This is a genomic window from Neoluteolibacter marinus (assembly GCF_014904755.1).
In the GTDB taxonomy this organism is placed as follows: Bacteria; Verrucomicrobiota; Verrucomicrobiia; order Verrucomicrobiales; family Akkermansiaceae; genus Haloferula; species Haloferula marina.
Genome location: NZ_JACZFQ010000043.1, coordinates 26,837 through 44,821, shown reverse-complemented (window position 1 = coordinate 44,821; position 17,985 = coordinate 26,837). Strand labels below are relative to the sequence as shown.

Below are 17,985 nucleotides of genomic sequence, written 5' to 3'. Positions count from 1 at the left end.
TCAGGCGGCAGCGCGGAGACGCCAACGCCATCGGGTCAGATTGGTGGGATCAGGCTTCGGCGGCGGGTTCGGCGGGAGCCTCCGCAGCGGCTTCGGCAGCAGGCTCGTCCGCGGCGGAATCGCCGTCGGGGTTGAACTTCTTCTGGATGATGCGAGCGATCCGGGCGGCCGGTTCGTTGATCGTTCCGAGGAGCTGGGAAAGAACCGCTTCGCGGGACGGGATCTCGGCGATCGCCTTGAGTTTGTCGGCGTCGAGGACAGCACCGTCGAGGATGCCGATCTTCATCTCCGGTTTCTTGAACTCCTTTTCGAAGGTCTTGATTGCCTTTGCGGCAGCAAAGACCTCGCTGTCGCCGGTGACGAAAGCGGTCTGGCCGATGAGGGTGTCACCGATGTCCGGGAGACCGGCTTCGGCAAGCGCCTTCTTCATATAGGAATTCTTGGCAACGTGGCACTGGGCACCGGAAGCGCCGAGGCGGTTGCGGAGTTCGGAAAACTGCGGCACGGTCATGCCGGTGTAGTCCACCACAAGCACGAAGGGCGAAGCGTTCACCCGGTCGAGCAACTCGTCGATGATGACTTTCTTGTCGGGATTCATGGTCGTGGAGTGGTTCAGGCGGTGGCTTTGGTGTAGACGCCGGCTTCCAGCGGAAGTCCGGGGCACATGGAAGCGGCAACGGTGACGCTACGGACGTAGTTGCCCTTGGCGGATGCCGGCTTGGCGCGAACCACGCTGTCGATGAAGGCTCGGGCGTTTTCGAGGAGAGCAACTTCAGAGAAGGAAGCCTTGCCGACGGCGCCGGAGACGTTGCCGTTCTTGTCGAGCTTGTAGTCGATCCGGCCGGCCTTGACCTCCTTGACGGCCTTGGCGGTGTCGTCGGTCACGGTGCCGGTTTTCGGGTTCGGCATCAGGCCGCGGGGACCCAGAACACGGGCAATCTTGCGCACTTCGGTCATCGCGTCCGGAGTCGCGATCGCGACGTCGAAGTCGGTGAATCCGCCCTGGACCTTCTTGATCAGCTCCTCGAAGCCGACGAACTCGGCACCGGCAGCTTCAGCGGCTTCTGCGGCAGCGCCTGCGGCGAATACCGCCACGCGGACGTTCTTGCCGGAGCCGTGGGGAAGAGCCACGGAGCCGCGGACCATCTGGTCGCTCTTGCGGGGATCCACGCCGAGGTGGAAGGACACGGTGACGGTCGGGTCGAACTTCGGCGCCGGGAACTTTTTCACGGTGCCGACGGCTTCCTCCAGACCGTAGGACTTGCCGGCCTCGACGAGGGCGGCAGCTTTTGCGTAGCGTTTGCTGCGGTTCTTCATTTTTTCGTTTTGCAGTGCTGGCGGATCGGTCGGGTCGACCGGCCCTCCTGCGGTTTCATGCGCCTCTCCGGGGAGCTGCGCGAAAAGACTTACATGCCTTCGATTTCCAGACCCATCTGGCGGGCGGTGCCGGCCAAGATGCGGGCGGCGGCCTCGGGGTCGTTGGTGTTGAGGTCGGGCATTTTGATGTTCACGACTTCCATCAGCTTCTCCTTGGAGATCTTGCCGACCTTGATCTTGTTCGGCTCCTTGGAACCGGAAGCGAGACCAGCGGCCTTCTTGAGGAGGTTGCCTGCCGGCGGACGCTTGGTGACGAAGGTGAAGCTCTTGTCCTTGTAGACGGAGATCACGACCGGAAGCACATCGCCTGCCTGGCTCTGGGTGGCGGCATTGAACTCCTTGCAGAAGCCCATGATGTTGACACCGGCCTGGCCGAGAGCAGGACCGACGGGCGGGGACGGATTGGCGGCTCCGGCTTGGATCTGGAGCTTGATGACTTTGACAACTTCCTTGGCCATGGTGGTAGAGGGATTGCGGTGACGGTATGTTTGAGAGCGGATTTCGATCAGGCGCGTTCGACCTGCCAGTATTCAAGCTCCACCGGCGTGGAGCGGCCGAAGATAGTAACCGCGACGCGCAGCTTGCCGCGCTCGGGGTCGATCTCCTCGACGATGCCGTTCTGGCTTTGGAACGGTCCGTCGGCGACCTTGACGGTGTCGCCGACTTCGAAACTGATCGCGGGGCGGACACTCTCTTCCCGCTCCTTGATTTGCGAAAGCATGCCCTCCACCTCGCTCTGGCGCATGGGAATCGGGCGATCCTTGGTGCCGGCAAATCCGATCACGCCGTCCATCTCCTTGATGAAGTACCAGGTCTTCTCGACGAGCTGGTTGTCTTCGGTCAGGAGGTTCATGTTGACGATGATGTAGCCGGGGAAAAACTTCCTCTTGGTGGAAGTCTTCTTGCCGCGGCGGATCTCGGACACCATCTCGGTCGGAACCAGCACCTCGTAAATATAGTCTCCCATTTCCTCCGCCTCACGCTGGCGGAGAATGCGGTCCTTGACCCGGCCTTCCTGTCCGGACAGGACGTGAACGACGTACCATTGGTTCTCTGGAGACGGTGCAGGCATGATGGGGATGGAAAAAAGCAGCCGGGGAAAAATGGAATCAACGCCCGATGGACGTGATGAAAGTAACGACGTTGGTGTCGATGAAGTCCCAGAGCGAAACAAAGCCGGCGAGCAGGATGGTCGCGATCAGCACCACGATGGTGGAATCGACGAGCTCCTTGTATTTTTTGAATCCCTTCACCTTGGGATCCGACTCCCACGGCCAGTTGGCCTTGCGGAGTTCACCTTTCACTTCGCCGATAAAACGTGAGACTTTTGCGAACATTCCGGGATTACCTTTGAAAACTTGGGATGAAAAGATGGCACGGAAGGAGGGACTCGAACCCACAACCAATGGTTTTGGAGACCACTACTCTACCAATTGAGCTACTTCCGTTTTCTATCTTTGTCGCCGGTGGAGGCGATGGCGGGGCACCCCGGCGAGTTGCCGAAGTGCCCCGAAATTCGTCTCAGCCGGATGTCGCGGGGCGACAGACTGAGGCCCTGCTTGAGGGTTAGTCAAGGATTTCGCTCACACGACCCGCACCGACGGTGCGGCCACCCTCGCGGATGGCGAAGCGCATGGTCTGCTCCATGGCGATCGGGGTGATGAGTTCAACCTCGAGATTGACGTTGTCCCCGGGCATGACCATCTCGACACCTTCAGGCAGCTTGATGCTTCCGGTCACGTCGGTGGTGCGGAAGTAGAACTGCGGACGGTAGTTCGAGAAGAACGGGGTATGGCGGCCACCTTCGTCCTTGGAGAGAATGTAGATCTCGCCCTTGAACTTGGAGTGAGCCTTGACGGAACCCGGCTTGGCGATGACCTGGCCGCGCTCGACATCGTTCTTCTTGAGACCGCGGATGAGCAGACCCACGTTGTCGCCGGCACGACCTTCGTCGAGCAGCTTGCGGAACATCTCGATGTCCGTGACGGTGGTCTTCTGAGTGTCGCGGATGCCGATGATCTCGACTTCTTCCATCTTCTTGACGATACCGCGCTCGATACGACCGGTGCACACGGTGCCACGACCTTCAATCGAGAACACGTCTTCGACGGGCATCAGGAACGGCTTGTCGATCGGACGCTCGGGCTCCGGGATGTAGGAGTCGACGGCTTCCATGAGCTTGAGGATGTTCTCCTTCTGGGCGGCATCGCCTTCGAGCGCAGCCTTGGCGGAACCCTTGACGATCGGAATCTCGTCGCCCGGGAACTCATAGGTGGAAAGGAGGTCGCGGACTTCCATTTCAACCAGTTCGAGGAGCTCCTCGTCGTCAACAAGGTCAACCTTGTTCATGAACACCACGAGAGCCGGAACACCCACCTGACGGGCAAGCAGGATGTGCTCGCGGGTCTGGGGCATCGGGCCATCCGCAGCGGACACCACGAGGATACCACCGTCCATCTGGGCGGCGCCGGTGATCATGTTCTTGACGTAGTCGGCGTGCCCCGGGCAGTCGACGTGCGCGTAGTGGCGGTTAGCCGTTTCATACTCGACGTGCGCGGTCGAGATGGTAATGCCGCGCTCACGCTCTTCAGGAGCGGCGTCGATGTCTGCATAGGCCTTGGCGACCGCACCACCCGACTCCGCGAGAGTGGTGGTGATCGCCGCCGTGAGAGTGGTCTTGCCGTGGTCAACGTGACCGATGGTGCCCACGTTCACGTGGGGCTTGTTCCGCTGGAATGCTTCTTTAGCCATGGTTGTGGTGGTTTCGCGTTGGGCTGCTCGTCCGATCATGTTGCCGCTGGAGCTCGTGGGGGGAATTGAACCCCCGACCTCGTCCTTACCAAGGACGCGCTCTACCCCTGAGCTACACGAGCCTGACGGCGAATTGATGTGCCGGTCCCGAAGCCGGCCAGAAAGTCCCAAGTGGCGTCACAAGACGATAATCCCCTCAGAATTTCCTGGTTGGTTCCGGGAAAAGCGGGGCGGAAGTTAACAAAGCCGCCCACCCTGTCAAAAAAAATATCAAAGGAAAGAAGATTTGTCGGGGAAAGCAGGAAATTCACTGAAAAACAACAAGTTACAGGAACACCCAAGCCCCTCACACCTCCCCTTCTGCCGCCTGCGACGGGTCAATCATCCGGTTGAAGCGAGCCAAAGCCATGCAACGCCCGCTCTCCGGATCGACATCGACCAATGCTCCACAGAGGCGCACTGGACCTGACGCGATCGGAAATCGCGTTGGCATACCGGTCCGGAAGCGCCAGACCACCGATTCGTGAGATCGACCCAGCACCGAGAACTCCGGCCCGCACATCCCGGCGTCGGTCAGACAACCCGTCCCGCCCGGCAGGATCCGCTCGTCCGCAGTCTGGACATGGGTGTGGGTGCCAACCACGGCCGAGACCTTGCCATCCAGGGCCCAACCCATCGCGATCTTCTCGCTGGTGGTTTCCGCATGGAAATCCACGAAGATCATCATGATCCCTTCCGACCGGAGCCTCGCCGCCTCGGCCTCCAGTCCGATGAACGGGTTCTCCAACGGCGGCTGCATGAATGAACGCCCCTGGCCTTGCAGCACCGCGACCTTGCCTTTCGGCGTGTCGAGGACCACGGATCCGCTTCCAGGAGTACCCTCCGGGTAGTTGATCGGTCGCAGCAAGCGCGGCTCGGTCGGGAAATAATCCACGATTTCCTGCTGATCCCACACATGATCCCCGGTGGTGATCACCGCCGCTCCGGCACGCAGGAGATCAATGGCAATGCGAGGTGTGATACCCCGGCCTCCCGCTGCATTCTCGCCATTGACGATGATGAAATCGAGGCCCAACTCCTTGCGGAGACCCGGCAATTGCTCGATGACAGCCTTGCGGCCGGGCTCACCGACGATGTCCCCGAGAAATAAGATGCGAACAGGATCCATGGGTACAGGAGATTGCGGCGGGGACAGCATTGCCCCGACCCGCGAGGCTTACCCGTCGGCCATCCGGCACGCCAAGCCAAATCCCCGATGACCACGCGTGCCATTCCATTCTGCCTGGCCCTGCTCCTTGCTGCCGCGGTGCTGGTTTTCTTGAGGTTTCACCGACCGTTGGAGCCTGAGCCAGCCCCACCGGCGTCAGCAGCCCAAGCCAAGGCCCCTGCTTTGTCGGACCTGGCCCCAATCCCCGATTGGGACGCCTTGAGACGCTTTGACGGAACCATTTCACGTGCCGAATTCATCCGCCAGCTGGACGAGGTGTTCACGGTATCCCCGGCTTGGAGGAATTGGTTCGAGGTCAGTGACGACCACGTCAGGATTCATGCGAACCCGGGAGAGCATCTCGTTCTCAAGTTTGCGCCGGACGGATCGACCGCCCAACCGCCCCGCACGTGGCGCAGCATCGATCAACTGCCACCGGCACCCGAGGGACGGCCCCTCGACGGCGTGAGGATTGCCATCGACGCGGGCCACATCGGAGGTCGCTGGGGCAAGATGGAAGAGCGCTGGTTCCAGCTTCCGGGCATGCTGCCGGTGCAAGAAGGCGACATGACCTTGATCGTCGCCAATCTGCTGAAGCCGCGACTGGAAGACCTCGGCGCAACGGTTACGCTCGTCAGGAAAGACACCGAACCCGTCACCGCGCTCCGACCCGAACGCTTGAGGGAGGAAGCCGCCAGCAGTTCGGCCGGCGGGGACATCGTCAAACTCGCGGAACGGCTGTTCTACCGGACGGCGGAGATTCGCGCCCGAGCCCAGCTGGTCAACGAATCCATCCAGCCCGACATTGTCCTCTGCCTTCATTTCAATGCCGACGCCTGGGGCGACCCGTCGTTGCCCACCCTCGTCCCGCACCACCATTTCCACATGATCCTCAATGGAGGCTACACGGATGACGAAGTCGCCCTCACCGACCAGCGCCACCAACTCCTTACCAATTTGCTGCAAGGAGTTCACGACGAGGAAGCAGGAATCTCGCGCTCCGTCGCCGCAGCCTTTGTCGAACGGACCTCCATGCCGCCCTATCGTTATGACCCCCTTGCCAGGAATGCACGGAACGTGGACGGCGATCCCTACCTGTGGGCCCGCAATCTCCTCGCGAACCGCCTCTACGAGTGCCCTGTGATCTATTTCGAGCCCTATGTGATGAACTCGCAGGAAGACCATGCGCGCATCCAGGCGGGCGACTACGAGGGCTTGAGAGAGGTTGCCGGGCAACGGCGCCCGTCGATTTTCCGCGAGTACGCGGATGCGGCAGCCCTTGGTCTCGAGCGATATTATGAGCGCGGCAGAAGGCCCGATCCGGCCAACAAATCTGTCATTTCACCGGAATGAGGGATAACCGCAGGCTCCGGGCAACGTTTCCTTTAAACGATGCTCCGAACCGCCCTTGTTGCCTTCTTTTCCGCCGCGTCCCTGCAAGCCCAGGATGGCGGGCAACTCTTTTCGCTCTATTGCGCCGCCTGCCACGGGGCGGATGGCAAGGGCGCAACCGGCGGCCAATTTCCCCCGCTGGCAGGCAGCGACTGGGTCCACGGCAATGCCGCTCGAGCCGTCGAGATCGTCCTTCGCGGCCTCCACGGGGAAATCCATGTCGACGGCCGCACGTTCAATCTTGAGATGCCCCCCCAAGGCGCCGTGCTCGCGGACGACCAGATTGCCGCCATTCTCACGCACGTACGGTCCTCGTGGGGTAACAAGGCCGAGCCGGTGAAGTCTGAAACCGTCAAGGCCATCAGGGCGGCCGGCAACGACCGCAAGGTGCCATGGACGGCCAAGGAGCTGCTCGCCATCCACCCCCTGCCCGCCAGCGAGCCTCCGATCGCGAACCTGACATCGCAGATCTATCACGGCACTTGGAAGGATCTCCCCGACTTCTCGCAACTCGAAGCCACCAATGTCGAGGAAGAGCATGACGGCCTCATCAGCGTCACCCATGCCGACCGCACCGACGAGTTCGGGCTCGTCTGGCAGGGCGATCTGGTAGCTCCGGAATCAGGAACGTTTGTCTTCCGCCTTGATGCGGACGATGCGGCCCGCGTGATGATCGATGGCAAGACCGTCACCGAAGTCCGCGGAACGGGCCCCATGAACGGAAGCCGGGCAAAACAGGGAAAAATCAATCTCACCGCGGGCCCGCACAAGATCCGCATCGAGTTTGTCGAGTTTTTCGGGCAGGAAAGCATCGCCCTTGCCTGGAAGGGGCCGGGGCTCCCGTCGTGGAGAAACCTGGCCGACCATCCGATCGAAGCCGCCAAGCCATCCATCCCCATCCAACCTTCCGGGGAGCGTGCGGTGGTCTACCGGAACTTCATCGCCGACACCACGCCACGAGCCATTGGCATCGGATTTCCCGGCGGCCTGAACCTCGCCTACAGCGCCGACCACCTGGCTCCCGAGCTGATCTGGAGCGGCTATTTCATGGACGGATCCCGCCACTGGGTCGATCGGGGGCAAGGAAACCAGCCACCCGCCGGGGAAAATGTCGTCAAACTGTCCGGCACCCCGGCCTTGCCGTCCGAAGCACGGTTCCGCGGATACAAGCTCGACCCCTCCGGCAATCCCACCTTCATGGTGCAGATCGGCGATCAGACCTTGCAGGACGCGTGGAAGCCCGGGATTACCGGTGGCAAGCCCGGGCTTGTCCGGAGCGTGACCGCAGGGAACGGAAAAAATCCGCTTGAGATCCTGATTTCCGACCGGCTCCCGATGAAGCAGACGGGCGACCTGGAGTTTGATCTGGGCAGTGAAATCCAGCTCCACGTTGAACAGGCCCTCGTCGAATCACGGGACGGCAAATCTTTCCTCAAGTTGGCTCCCGGCCAGACCGCGGTGCTGACCTATCGCTGGAAGTGACGTTTCCCGGCGAAAAACCCACCATTTCCACGCTTCCGTTCATTCCATGACATTCCTGTCCAAATCGGCGATCACATGCGGCTTGATACTCTCATGCGCTTCCGCCCAGCAGCAGTCCGACTTCTACACCCGTGAAGAAATTCCATTGCCGGCAGGGGAGGTCATGGAGCTCGGTTCCATCGCGCTGATGCCGGGCCATAAAGTCGCGGTTACGACCCGGCGGGGAGATCTCTGGATTTGTTCGGGCGCCTACGAATCCGACCTCTCCAAAGTGACCTGGCAGAAGTTCGCCGAAGGCCTCCACGAACCCTTCGGCATGTTCTGGAAGGATGGTTGGCTCTACTTGACCCAACGTCCTGAGGTGACCCGCCTGAAGGACTCTGACGGCGACGGCCGGGCGGATCTCTTCGAAACCATCAACTCCGACTGGGGCATCAACGGGAACTACCACGAGTACGCCTTTGGATCCGATCCGGACAAAAACGGTGACATCTGGGCCGTCCTCTGCCTCACCGGGTCCTTCACCGCGGAATCCCCATGGCGAGGATGGTGCGTCCGCATCACCCCGGACGGACAGATGATCCCCACCGCCTCCGGCATCCGGTCCCCCGGCGGTATCGGCTTCAATGCCGAGGGCGACGTCTTTTACACCGACAACCAAGGCGTCTGGAACGGTTCGTCATCCCTCAAATGGCTCAAGCCGGGGTCATTCCAAGGCAATCCCTCCGGCAATGTTTTCTACCCCGACGCACCAAACATGGGACCCCGCCCTGCCGATCCCGTCGACAAGTCGCGCATCCTCGCGGAACGGAAGCGAATCCCCGAGTTCGTTCCTCCGGCCGTTATCCTGCCCCACGCGAAAGTCGGACATTCGCCGACCGCCATTGTCGCGGATACAACCGGCGGAAAATTCGGGCCATGGGACAAGCAACTCTACGTCGGGGAACAGACCAAGTCGGAGGTCCAACGCGTCTCCCTGGAAAAGGTCAACGGGATCTACCAAGGAGCCGTGTTCCATTTCCTGAGCGGCTTCCAGGCCGGGATCGTACCCATGCGTCAAGCGGACGACGGCACCCTGTTCGTGGGCGGCACCAACCGCGGATGGGCCTCCAGCGGGACCAAGCCTTTCACCTTCGAGCGGGTCCGCTGGAACGGTAAAACACCTTTTGAAATCCTCGCCATGGGCGCGAAGAAGGACGGCTTTGAGCTGACATTCACCGAACCTGTCGATCCGGCGACCGCGGGCTCTCCGGAATCCTACTCGATGGACGCGTGGACCTACATTTATCAGGCGGAATACGGGTCCCCGGAGGTCGATCAGGCAACACCGAAGATCACCTCCGCCGAGGTCCTCGAAGGGGGCAGGAAGGTGCGCCTCACCATCGAAGGCCTCGTCCAAGGTCACGTCCACCACCTGTCTGCAGGAGGAGTGAGATCAGCGGCCGGCGGCAAGCTATGGCACCCGGAAGCCTGGTACACGCTGAACGAGATCCCGGATTGAATCCGGCTCTGTTTGACCGGATCCCGCGGCGAATCATCCCGGCAATCCGGAAACTCAGGCGAGCTGCGACAAGGTCCGCAGATAGTCGAACGAGTAGATTCCGGTCGAGTGGCCATCCGCCCACCACAATTGCAGTGCGTACCCCCCGACCACTTCGAACCTGAGCAGTTCGAAGCCGCGCGGACCGATCTTCTGAACCGGACGGAGTACCCGCCCCAGCGCATCCGGTTCACCTTGGCATGCTGCACAGGGACAGCCCCTCCTCAGGAGATCCAGCGCCAGAAAAACGTCATCCCCGTCATCGAAGGCAAGAGCCAGCTCGTTGCCGATGACCGCTGCATGTCCGAGAGCATCTTTCATTGCATATAAGATCGATGGCCGAACAACGCCGAGCCGACACGTACGATGGTCGCCCCTTCGCGGATGGCATCTTCAAAATCCCCGCTCATTCCCATGCTCAAGGACGGTAGTTTTAGCCCCGTAGCAGACTCAACGCGATCCCTGAGAATACGGGTCTCCGCGAACCATCGACGAGACTCTCCCTCCGGCGGAATCACCATTAGACCCCGGATCTCCAAATGGGCGAAACCCACCAAAGTGCCGCCCACCGCGAGGAGGTCATCGGGGAGAAATCCGCCTTTGCTCTCTTCACCCGCGATATTCACCTCCAGGTAGACTTGGGTTTTCACTGCCAGTTCACCCGCGATCCGGTCGGAATGCTCCAACAGCCTCACGGAGTCCATGCTGTGAACCACCGGAAAAGACGAAAGCACCTTGCGCACCTTGTTGCGCTGGAGCCCGCCGATGAAATGCCACCGGATGTCACCCGGAAGCACCTCGATCTTCGTTGCCGCCTCCTGCTGTCGGCTTTCGCCGAAGTTCCGCTGGCCGGCCTCGTAGGCCTCTAGAACGGCTTCGGCAGGAAAGGTCTTTGATACGGCAAGCAGCTCCACTTCACCCGGATCCCTGCCGGACGACGCGCAGGCATCAGCCACGCGTCCCTGAAGCTCCGCGAGTCGGTCGGCCAAGCCCTCCATCAGCGATCAAGCAACCCGGCCATCCGGGCGTTCCGGGTGATGTCCACCAGGTCCCCGAGCACCATCAGACCCTCGCGCTTGTGGGGATCCATGCCGCTCGGCCAGCGTGGGGTGTCATCCAGCTCCGCCGTTTCATCCTTGGCGCGGCGCATGTACTCCTCGGTCTCTTCGGTGGGATCAAACGGCCGCAGATCACCACCATCCTGAACATCATCCAGTGACAGCTTGAAAAACGAGAGGCTCTTTTTGTCCTCCTTTTCGATTTCCACGAACCTCGTCTTTCTCTCGTCGTTGCGCTTCCGCTGGTCCACTTCGATCGTGTCGAGCTCCTTCTTCCGTTCCTCCAAATTCAGTGAAACCAAGTTTTCCCGGATTCGCGCCTTGGTTTTGGTGACGTCCTCGATGATGTAGGCGAAATCCTTGGATTCAGTGACCCGGTGGGTGCTGAGTTCCTTCAGACGTGGCACGAAAAGCTGTTCCCTTTTCAGCGGCGCGAAGTCGGGAGCCCTGCGAATCTTGTCGTGCTCCAGCGAGTGATCGAGGTAGGCCTCGCCCACCTCCAGGGCATCGGTCAAACTGGGCAGAATAATGTCTGGAATCACGCCCATGTTCTGGGTCGAGGATCCCGAGGGACGGTAGAATTTCTGAATCGTCACCTTGAGGGTGCCTGCCTTGTTGCGCGCCTTGAAGAACGGCAACATGCGCCCGATGTCCATCGGTTGCTGGACTGTCCCCTTGCCGAAGGTCGACGAGTCGCCAACGATCACGGCGCGATTGTTGTCCTGCAAGGCCCCCGCAAGGATCTCGCTGGCCGAGGCACTGCTCTTGTCGGTCAGAACCACCATCGGACCATCGTAGATCGCGTCCTTGCGCTCCGATTCCTTCACCTGGATCTCCCCGAAGGTATTCTTCACCTGAACCACGGGACCACGGCGGGTGAAGAACCCGGTCATGCGGCGGACCTCTTCCAGGGCTCCTCCCCCGTTGTTGCGGAGATCGAGGACCAAGCCGTCGATACCCTCGTCCTTCAATCGCTCGAGAAGGCGCTCCACATCGACGGAGCAGCGGGTCTTGCCCTCCTCGAAGTCGGCATAAAACGAAGGAAGGGTGATGACCCCGAGTCGCTTTGCTTCGCCATCACCGCCCTTCATATCGACCACCTCCGCGCTGGCCTGCTCGTCCTTGAGAGACACTTTGTCGCGAACAATCGTGATCAAGGTGGTCTCGCCGGGAGCGCCACCGGCCGGCTCCACCTTGAGTCTCACCGGGGTGGCCTCTTTGCCACGGATCAAGTCGACCACCTTGTCGATCTTCATGAACATGATGTCGACCATCTCCATGGCACCGTCGCCATCGGGGTCCACCGCAACCACCCGGTCATCGAGCTTCAGACTGCCTTGCTTGTCCGCGGGGCCACCGACGACGATGCCCATGATCTTGGTAGCGCCGTCTTCCTCGCCCTGCAACAAGGCGCCGATTCCAACCAACTCGTTCTTCATCCCGTCGCGGAACCGATCCATTTCCCGCGTGCTCATGTAGTCGGTGTGCGGATCGAAAGCCCGGGCGACAGCGCTGAGGAACATCGCGGCGACATCCTCGTCATCGACGTCCTGGACCACACTGTGAAGAAAGCGCTCGTAGCGGAGCGCGATTTTCTCCTCGGGATCCTTGTCGTCCTTGAGCGGATTCTCCTTGCCTTGCTTTTCAGCCAGCTTGGCGATCATGTCCCGGCGAAGGGTCTCGGAGAGCAGGGCCTCCTTGATCTGCAGCCTCCAAATCTCCATCGCCTCCGCCTCATCTTTGGGCCAAGGCGCGTCCTTGCGGCTCCTCTGAAGCGATTCCTTCTTGGTAAAATCAAAATCATCGGCGGCGAGCAGCCGCTTGGCCTCCGCCACCCGCGCCTGGACCCGCTTCTTGAAGGTCGAGTAAATGTCCTCCGCGGCACCCATGCTATTTTCCTGCAACAGCATGGCAGAGAGATTCTCGCCGTATTGGCGATTGAAGCGATCAATGTCTTCTTGGACAAAGTAAACTTTTCCCGAGTCCAGATCCCTCAGGAAATCGTCGAGGAAGCGCTTGCTCAAGTCATTGAAAGGCAGCCGGGCGAAATGGCTGTTCTGGAGCATGATCGCCATCTGGCGTCCCACTTCATCGAAATCCGCTTGCTGCGCACAGGCAGTGAGGGTCGATGCGGTGACGATGGCAGCCATGGTGGCACTGCGAAGTCGGGAAAAGTTCATGAGTAGATCTGAGGCAAGGCCGAACAAGTTGATGAGCGTCGCACGAGGGCGAAAAATGTCGATTTTTTAAAAGGGTCCCGGTCCACAGCCATCATTTGCCGTCGATCGCCTGCTTTTCTGCCAGCCAATGCTTGAAAAACTCTTCCTTCGCTTCCTTTTCGAGCTGGTCCAGATCAACGCTTTCAAACTCTCCATTTCCGAAGTTGAACCTCAATTTCGACTCGGGCATCCCCATCCTCCGCGTCCCCAGCGTCACGGCAATCCTCATGAGTTCTCCCGCACGGAGGATCTCCAAATCCAGTTCCTTGCCGGGCTTGGTTTCCCTGACCTCCGCAATGAAGGACTCGACCGAATCCTGCGCCGCCTCCCAGCGCCGCTTGTCAATGCCGACGATCACGTCCCCCACGCTCAGGCCGGCCTTGGTCGCCGGGGAATCAGGCTCAACTCCACTGATCCTGACTCCCGAAGTGACCCCTTTTTCACCAGGGATCATGATGGCCACCCGGGTCATGGTGATGCCCACGTAGCCTTGACCTTCATTCCTCTGGTGCTCGTCGACCACCACTTCCAAGAGCGCAGTGCGAAGGCGTGCCCTCACTTCCGGCTCTGTCGCCAACCGGAACTCTTGAAACAACCAGGCAGTCCCCTTCTCAGGCTGTTGCCTGGCCCATTCGAGCAGCTGCCTCTCCGTCCTGGCGCGATCCTGATAGCTCTCGCTGTTCAGAGATTCCAACCACCTCCGGTCAGGAACATCCTGACCGTTGCACGGGACAAGCAGGGCCGCGATTCCAGCGGCGGCCAGCAATTTCGTGAAGCGGAGATTTCGCGACACGGCAACCGGCGATTCATCAATTGCCCAAGAAATCCTTCTGTGGCACTTGAATGGTGTCCCTCGGCTCAAGCGGCGTGTTCATGTGCTTGGCGTCGGTGAGGTTGTATTCCTTGCTTTGCTTGCCCCGGATCAAGCGTACCCGCTTCATGCTGCCGAACGGCGTGGCCCCCTTTGCCGCCTGCACCGCGTCGTAGAGCGTCAGGCCCCGGAAATAGCGAACTGGCCCAGGACTTTGCACTTGGCCGCCGACAGTCACCGTCAGCTCCTCCAATGCCTCTTGGTTCGTCGCGATCACGTTGATCGTAGGGGTGGTATAGATCTTGGCCGCGCGATAGGCCGCCTCAATGCTTTGCGCCAACGCGGTGGGACTGAGTCCGGCGGCACGGATTGATCCGTCCAGCAAGGGCATCCGGATACTTCCGCCTTCCGACACCGTGTAAGTGCCGTTGACGCGGGCCATCTCGTCACTGGGAACCCCCTTGATCTGGATTTCAATCGCCCGGCCAGCGCTGATGGTGCTCTGGCCCATCAGCCCCTGCAACGACATCACAAGGCATGCGAAGAGGAATAGAATCTGTTTCATGTTGTGAAAGTTCCTTTGTGCAAGCGTCATGTCAATACAGGTCTTGCTTGGAATCATCCTCGCTGCCCCCCCGGGGCGCCACCGACCGCGGGCTCGGAGACTGCGTTGGAGCGGAAGCGCTTGCCGGGGCTGGCTGCGATTCGGCAGGAGCGTAGTAGGTGTAGTAGCTCGTGTAGTACTGGTATTGGCTGTCGCTGCGGACATCCACATTGTTCAGCACCACACCGATCACGTGGCCACCGACATTCTCCACCGCCTGCTTGACCCGCATGAGCATGTTGCGCGGGAGCTTGCGATGCTGAACCACGATCATCGTCAAGTCGACCTCACTCGCCAGAACCGAAGCATCGCTTACACCAAGGATCGGAGGGGAGTCCACCAGCACCAGGTCAAAGCGCTGCTTCACGTCTTGCACAAGCTCCGACATTCTCCGGGAATTCAGAATTCCCGCGGCATCGGCGGGGAGGATTCCCGACGGCATGAAGTAGAGATTGTCGACGGGAGTCTGAAGAATCACGTCCTCAAGCATCAATTCCGTGGTCAGGTAATTGGTAAGGCCAACCGAATTATTAATATCGAAGAAGGTATGCAGGCGCGGTCGGCGCAAGTCCGCATCAATCATCAACGTGGTGTAGCCGCCCTGGGCACAGATATAGGCGAGGTTGACCAGGGTGGTCGACTTCCCTTCCCCCGCGCCGCCCGATACCACTGTGATGGCATTGTCCTCGGGATTCTTACGGTTGAATTCAATGTTCGTGCGGAGAATCCGATAGGCCTCGGCGTCAGGGCTCATGCCACTCTGCTTGTAGAGCACGCCAACATCCTTGGGAATTACCGCGAGAACAGGAACTTGCAGGAAGCGCTCGACATCCTCCAGCGACTTCACCGAGGTATCCAGATATTCCAGGAAGAACGCGACACCGATCCCGAAGATCAGCCCGACCACTGCTCCAAGAGCGAGATTCAAGGTGATGTTCGGACTGACCGGAATCTGTGAGATCATCGGCTCCTCGTGGAGGATAATGGGATCTTCCGTGATCTTGGTCTGCATCTCCTCGGAAATCTGTTTCAGCTTGAGTTGACCGAGAATCTGCTGGGCGGATTCGAAATCATTCTTCGCATCCACGAACGATTGGTTCGCGATTCCCTCTTTGATCGCCTCGTCTTCCTTGGACTCCATCTCCATTTTCAGCCGCGAAAGCTGTTCTTTGGCCAATTCAAGCTGCGCTTTGAGAGTGTCCCTCAGATTCGCAACCGCCTCAATGAGATCGTGCTCCATGCTGTCGACCATCGAAAGCTGGGCGACCACCTTCGGATGCCTTTCTCCGAGACCCGATGATTTCATGGTTTCGTAGTCGCGCTTCGCGTCTTGAAAGCGGGGAAGAAGGACGGGAATCACATTGTCGGGAAGACTCAGGCCCGATGCGTAGTTCATCAATTGGGGACCGTCGTACTTCAGCAAAGTCTCGATCTGGCTCTCCAACTGGATCTTTTCCCGTTCAAGTTCTTCGTATGCCCGGGCAGCCGACTCAGCACGGTCGGCCTTGTTGAAGCCGCTCGAGCCTTGGTAGACGCTCTGGTCTCCGGAATAAATGATTCCTTCGGTCCGGATAATCTGAGAAAGCAATTTGCGCTTGTCCTCGACGGCATCCTCCTGAACGACAACCGCCTTCCGGAGTTCGTCCAAGGCTTGGTTCGCATAATCACTCTGAATCTTCTTGCGCCGTGCCCTGTAGGCCTCTGAGACCTCTTTGGCGATCGCCTGAGCATCCTTCGGGTCGTTGTACCTGACCCGAATCTCAATCAACGAAGTTCCTCGAATGTCTTGCGCATCAACGATCTTCTTTAGGGTTCGCCGGACCGATTCCATGTCGGTATTCCACTTGTTTACCAAATCAAGATTCTCGATGGCGGCATCGAGCGTCTTTTGCGCCTTGATCACCGCAAACTCGGTCGGGAAGAAGGTCTGACCCGACTCCAATGCCGACCTCGGTTCCGCAAGGCCCGGAATGATCTGTGTTCCCACCCCTTTGGGCCGAACTTGGACCACCGCAGTACTTTCGTACTTCTTGGGCATCACGTAGGTGATGACCAGGGCCGTCATGAATACCAGGAGGAAGGTCAACAGAATGACCCCGTAGCGATTCTTGATGACCTGCCAGTAGTCAATGGCGTGGAGCGAGGCCTCCGAGGATTGAGTAGATTCATTCATGCGGGCGAGTAAGTGATTGGTTTATTGTCATCGATTCCACCTCGTTCAAACGAAAAACTCCCGCAATGGGTATCCATTGCGGGAGCTTCGAGGTTCCTGAATATATAGCTCCTAAATTCTTCCCTCGAGGGACTCTCGATCAGAACTCGGCGCGAAGGCCAACATTGACCCGGTTGCGATCATAGCTCTGACCGAAGAAGTCAGAACTACAGTCGGTGTAATTGTAGGAAACGGTGCCGTAGAGCATTTCGTTGAACTTCACCGAGAGGCCGACGTAGGCGTTCCAAACGTCCTCATCCAGTCCGCCGGCGGCGATCGGACCGGCGCCACCAACGATGCGCCCATCGTCAAATGTCGCCGGGATGTAGTCAATGCCACCGAATGCGCTCAACATCTGGGAGAATGCATACTCTCCGGAAACACCAAGACGGAAAGTCCGGCGATCATCGAACTCGTAGAGACCCGTTCCGACAGTGCGAACGGTATCGTAGCCTTCGACCCCATATCGCAGGAAACTCCTGATCGAGAACTGCTCGTTCACTTGAGTGCGAAGGGTCGCCTCAGCATAGGGGCTGGTGCTGTCACTGCCAGCGTCAGCATCGTGGATTTGAGCGCCTGCCTTGAACACCAAGATCGTGTTCGGGCTGAAACGGTGCTCAAAACCCCCGAGAATATAGTGATCGTCGTAATCCGTCGAAACCCCGTCACCGTTGGTGTGGGCGAATCGATACTCAGCGGTAAGTACCGTCTGCGGCGTCAGTTGGTAGCGGAACTGGTTGTAGAGAGCCCAAGTGAACCGATCCTGGTTAGCAACTCCACCCGAATAATCCAAGCCCGTAAGGGTGAAACCCGTGTAGGTGGCCAAACGCTCGGTCCAGCGGTAGCCCACCGAATTGTCGGTCTGCCAGTAGAAATATTCACCCAGCTGACGCGAGGTGGCAAAGCCGTAGGCGTAATCAGGCTCCAGTTCGTAAGAGAGGAAGTTCCTGCTAGAAAAGCGAAGCCGCTCGCTCACCCGATGTGTCCAGTTCACACCCACTCGCGATTGCCCGTAGAGATCATCCGAACCAACCGCGGCAGGAGAATCGAAATAATAGATCGCTCCAATGCGAGCATAGACATCCCAAGTGGTCTGAGGCGAGATGGAGACAAATGAAACACCAACGTACGGATTGAAGCTGAAGGCACTGTCGTCAGCACCGATCCCCACCGCAGTGGGATTCACATTGTCGTCGTAGGTAAGATTGACACCCGCGGTCCACTTCAGTGGAAGACTCTCCTGAGCCTCGTCTTGGATGTAATAAAGATCGCCATAGGCAACCCCCAAGGAGGAAGCGATGGCGAGGGTTGGAAAGAAGCAGCGTTTCATGA

At 59.4% G+C, this 17,985-nt stretch carries 17 protein-coding genes and 2 tRNA genes; 3 read left to right on the top strand and 16 right to left on the bottom strand.

Annotated features, from left to right (window positions below; all coding sequences use genetic code 11):
* Positions 1-49: 49 nt before the first annotated feature.
* The 9 genes from rplJ to IG178_RS10205 form a co-directional block, all read right to left on the bottom strand.
* Complete coding sequence (gene rplJ / locus IG178_RS10245) at positions 50-598, bottom strand: 50S ribosomal protein L10 (protein WP_193212445.1); 549 nt, start codon at positions 596-598, stop codon at positions 50-52.
* A 14-nt stretch (positions 599-612) separates the two neighbouring features.
* Positions 613-1,317: a 50S ribosomal protein L1 gene (gene rplA, locus IG178_RS10240; protein ID WP_193212444.1), complete on the bottom strand. Its 705-nt coding sequence runs from the start codon at positions 1,315-1,317 to the stop codon at positions 613-615.
* 89 nt (positions 1,318-1,406) lie between these two features.
* Positions 1,407-1,835, bottom strand: coding sequence for a 50S ribosomal protein L11 (rplK, locus tag IG178_RS10235; protein ID WP_193212443.1), 429 nt, complete (start codon positions 1,833-1,835; stop codon positions 1,407-1,409).
* Positions 1,836-1,882: 47 nt separating this feature from the next.
* Positions 1,883-2,449, bottom strand: a complete 567-nt coding sequence (gene nusG, locus IG178_RS10230; RefSeq protein WP_193212442.1) for a transcription termination/antitermination protein NusG — start codon at positions 2,447-2,449, stop codon at positions 1,883-1,885.
* Between the two features lie 37 nt (positions 2,450-2,486).
* Positions 2,487-2,681: a preprotein translocase subunit SecE gene (locus IG178_RS10225; RefSeq protein WP_343225960.1), complete on the bottom strand. Its 195-nt coding sequence runs from the start codon at positions 2,679-2,681 to the stop codon at positions 2,487-2,489.
* Positions 2,682-2,749: 68 nt separating this feature from the next.
* Positions 2,750-2,825: transfer RNA gene (locus IG178_RS10220), tRNA-Trp, on the bottom strand.
* Between the two features lie 118 nt (positions 2,826-2,943).
* Positions 2,944-4,128, bottom strand: a complete 1,185-nt coding sequence (gene tuf, locus IG178_RS10215; protein WP_193212440.1) for an elongation factor Tu — start codon at positions 4,126-4,128, stop codon at positions 2,944-2,946.
* A 47-nt stretch (positions 4,129-4,175) separates the two neighbouring features.
* A tRNA-Thr gene (locus IG178_RS10210) sits at positions 4,176-4,250 on the bottom strand.
* A 224-nt stretch (positions 4,251-4,474) separates the two neighbouring features.
* A complete protein-coding gene (locus IG178_RS10205) occupies positions 4,475-5,326 on the bottom strand; it encodes a TIGR00282 family metallophosphoesterase (RefSeq protein ID WP_226895295.1) in 852 nt (283 codons plus the stop codon).
* A gap of 228 nt (positions 5,327-5,554) precedes the next feature.
* Here IG178_RS10205 and IG178_RS10200 point away from each other — a divergent pair, with 228 nt between their 5' ends.
* The 3 genes from IG178_RS10200 (at position 5,555) to IG178_RS10190 (ending at position 9,710) form a co-directional block, all read left to right on the top strand.
* Positions 5,555-6,688: an N-acetylmuramoyl-L-alanine amidase gene (locus IG178_RS10200; protein ID WP_193212439.1), complete on the top strand. Its 1,134-nt coding sequence runs from the start codon at positions 5,555-5,557 to the stop codon at positions 6,686-6,688.
* 39 nt (positions 6,689-6,727) lie between these two features.
* Positions 6,728-8,209, top strand: coding sequence for a PA14 domain-containing protein (locus IG178_RS10195; RefSeq protein WP_193212438.1), 1,482 nt, complete (start codon positions 6,728-6,730; stop codon positions 8,207-8,209).
* An 82-nt stretch (positions 8,210-8,291) separates the two neighbouring features.
* Positions 8,292-9,710 carry a DUF7133 domain-containing protein gene (locus IG178_RS10190; RefSeq protein WP_226895294.1) on the top strand — a complete coding sequence of 473 codons (1,419 nt, stop codon included), beginning with the start codon at positions 8,292-8,294 and terminating at the stop codon, positions 9,708-9,710.
* A 54-nt stretch (positions 9,711-9,764) separates the two neighbouring features.
* Here the strand turns inward: IG178_RS10190 and IG178_RS10185 are convergent, their stop codons facing one another.
* From IG178_RS10185 to IG178_RS10155, 7 genes are all read right to left on the bottom strand, one after another.
* The gene (locus IG178_RS10185) at positions 9,765-10,070 is read right to left on the bottom strand and encodes a gamma-butyrobetaine hydroxylase-like domain-containing protein (protein ID WP_193212436.1); all 306 of its coding nucleotides are present in this window, start codon (positions 10,068-10,070) and stop codon (positions 9,765-9,767) included.
* Positions 10,067-10,747: a YggS family pyridoxal phosphate-dependent enzyme gene (locus IG178_RS10180; RefSeq protein WP_193212435.1), complete on the bottom strand. Its 681-nt coding sequence runs from the start codon at positions 10,745-10,747 to the stop codon at positions 10,067-10,069. The genes IG178_RS10185 and IG178_RS10180 overlap by 4 nt, the downstream gene beginning before the upstream one ends.
* Entirely contained in the window at positions 10,747-12,987 is a 2,241-nt protein-coding gene (locus tag IG178_RS10175) for a carboxy terminal-processing peptidase (protein ID WP_226895292.1), read from the bottom strand. Before IG178_RS10175 ends, IG178_RS10180 begins: the two co-directional genes overlap by 1 nt.
* Positions 12,988-13,078: 91 nt before the next feature.
* The gene (locus tag IG178_RS26175; RefSeq protein WP_193212434.1) at positions 13,079-13,819 is read right to left on the bottom strand and encodes a PDZ domain-containing protein; all 741 of its coding nucleotides are present in this window, start codon (positions 13,817-13,819) and stop codon (positions 13,079-13,081) included.
* A gap of 16 nt (positions 13,820-13,835) precedes the next feature.
* The gene (locus IG178_RS10165; protein ID WP_193212433.1) at positions 13,836-14,402 is read right to left on the bottom strand and encodes a polysaccharide biosynthesis/export family protein; all 567 of its coding nucleotides are present in this window, start codon (positions 14,400-14,402) and stop codon (positions 13,836-13,838) included.
* A 31-nt stretch (positions 14,403-14,433) separates the two neighbouring features.
* Positions 14,434-16,614 (bottom strand): GumC family protein, encoded by a 2,181-nt coding sequence (locus IG178_RS10160; RefSeq protein WP_193212432.1) that lies wholly within the window; start codon positions 16,612-16,614, stop codon positions 14,434-14,436.
* 139 nt (positions 16,615-16,753) lie between these two features.
* Entirely contained in the window at positions 16,754-17,983 is a 1,230-nt protein-coding gene (locus tag IG178_RS10155) for a porin family protein (RefSeq protein ID WP_193212431.1), read from the bottom strand.
* Between the last annotated feature and the right edge of the window lie 2 nt (positions 17,984-17,985).

Excerpts from the sequence above, each read along its gene's own strand:
- rplJ (WP_193212445.1), bottom strand. The coding sequence starts at position 598 with ATGAATCCCGACAAGAAAGTCATCATCGACGAGTTGCTCGACCGGGTG.
- rplA (WP_193212444.1), bottom strand. The coding sequence starts at position 1,317 with ATGAAGAACCGCAGCAAACGCTACGCAAAAGCTGCCGCCCTCGTCGAG.
- rplK (WP_193212443.1), bottom strand. The coding sequence starts at position 1,835 with ATGGCCAAGGAAGTTGTCAAAGTCATCAAGCTCCAGATCCAAGCCGGA.
- nusG (WP_193212442.1), bottom strand. The coding sequence starts at position 2,449 with ATGCCTGCACCGTCTCCAGAGAACCAATGGTACGTCGTTCACGTCCTG.
- tuf (WP_193212440.1), bottom strand. The coding sequence starts at position 4,128 with ATGGCTAAAGAAGCATTCCAGCGGAACAAGCCCCACGTGAACGTGGGC.
- IG178_RS10205 (WP_226895295.1), bottom strand. The coding sequence starts at position 5,326 with ATGCTGTCCCCGCCGCAATCTCCTGTACCCATGGATCCTGTTCGCATC.
- IG178_RS10195 (WP_193212438.1), top strand. The coding sequence starts at position 6,728 with ATGCTCCGAACCGCCCTTGTTGCCTTCTTTTCCGCCGCGTCCCTGCAA.
- IG178_RS10185 (WP_193212436.1), bottom strand. The coding sequence starts at position 10,070 with ATGAAAGATGCTCTCGGACATGCAGCGGTCATCGGCAACGAGCTGGCT.
- IG178_RS10180 (WP_193212435.1), bottom strand. The coding sequence starts at position 10,747 with ATGGAGGGCTTGGCCGACCGACTCGCGGAGCTTCAGGGACGCGTGGCT.
- IG178_RS10175 (WP_226895292.1), bottom strand. The coding sequence starts at position 12,987 with ATGAACTTTTCCCGACTTCGCAGTGCCACCATGGCTGCCATCGTCACC.
- IG178_RS10165 (WP_193212433.1), bottom strand. The coding sequence starts at position 14,402 with ATGAAACAGATTCTATTCCTCTTCGCATGCCTTGTGATGTCGTTGCAG.
- IG178_RS10160 (WP_193212432.1), bottom strand. The coding sequence starts at position 16,614 with ATGAATGAATCTACTCAATCCTCGGAGGCCTCGCTCCACGCCATTGAC.
- IG178_RS10155 (WP_193212431.1), bottom strand. The coding sequence starts at position 17,983 with ATGAAACGCTGCTTCTTTCCAACCCTCGCCATCGCTTCCTCCTTGGGG.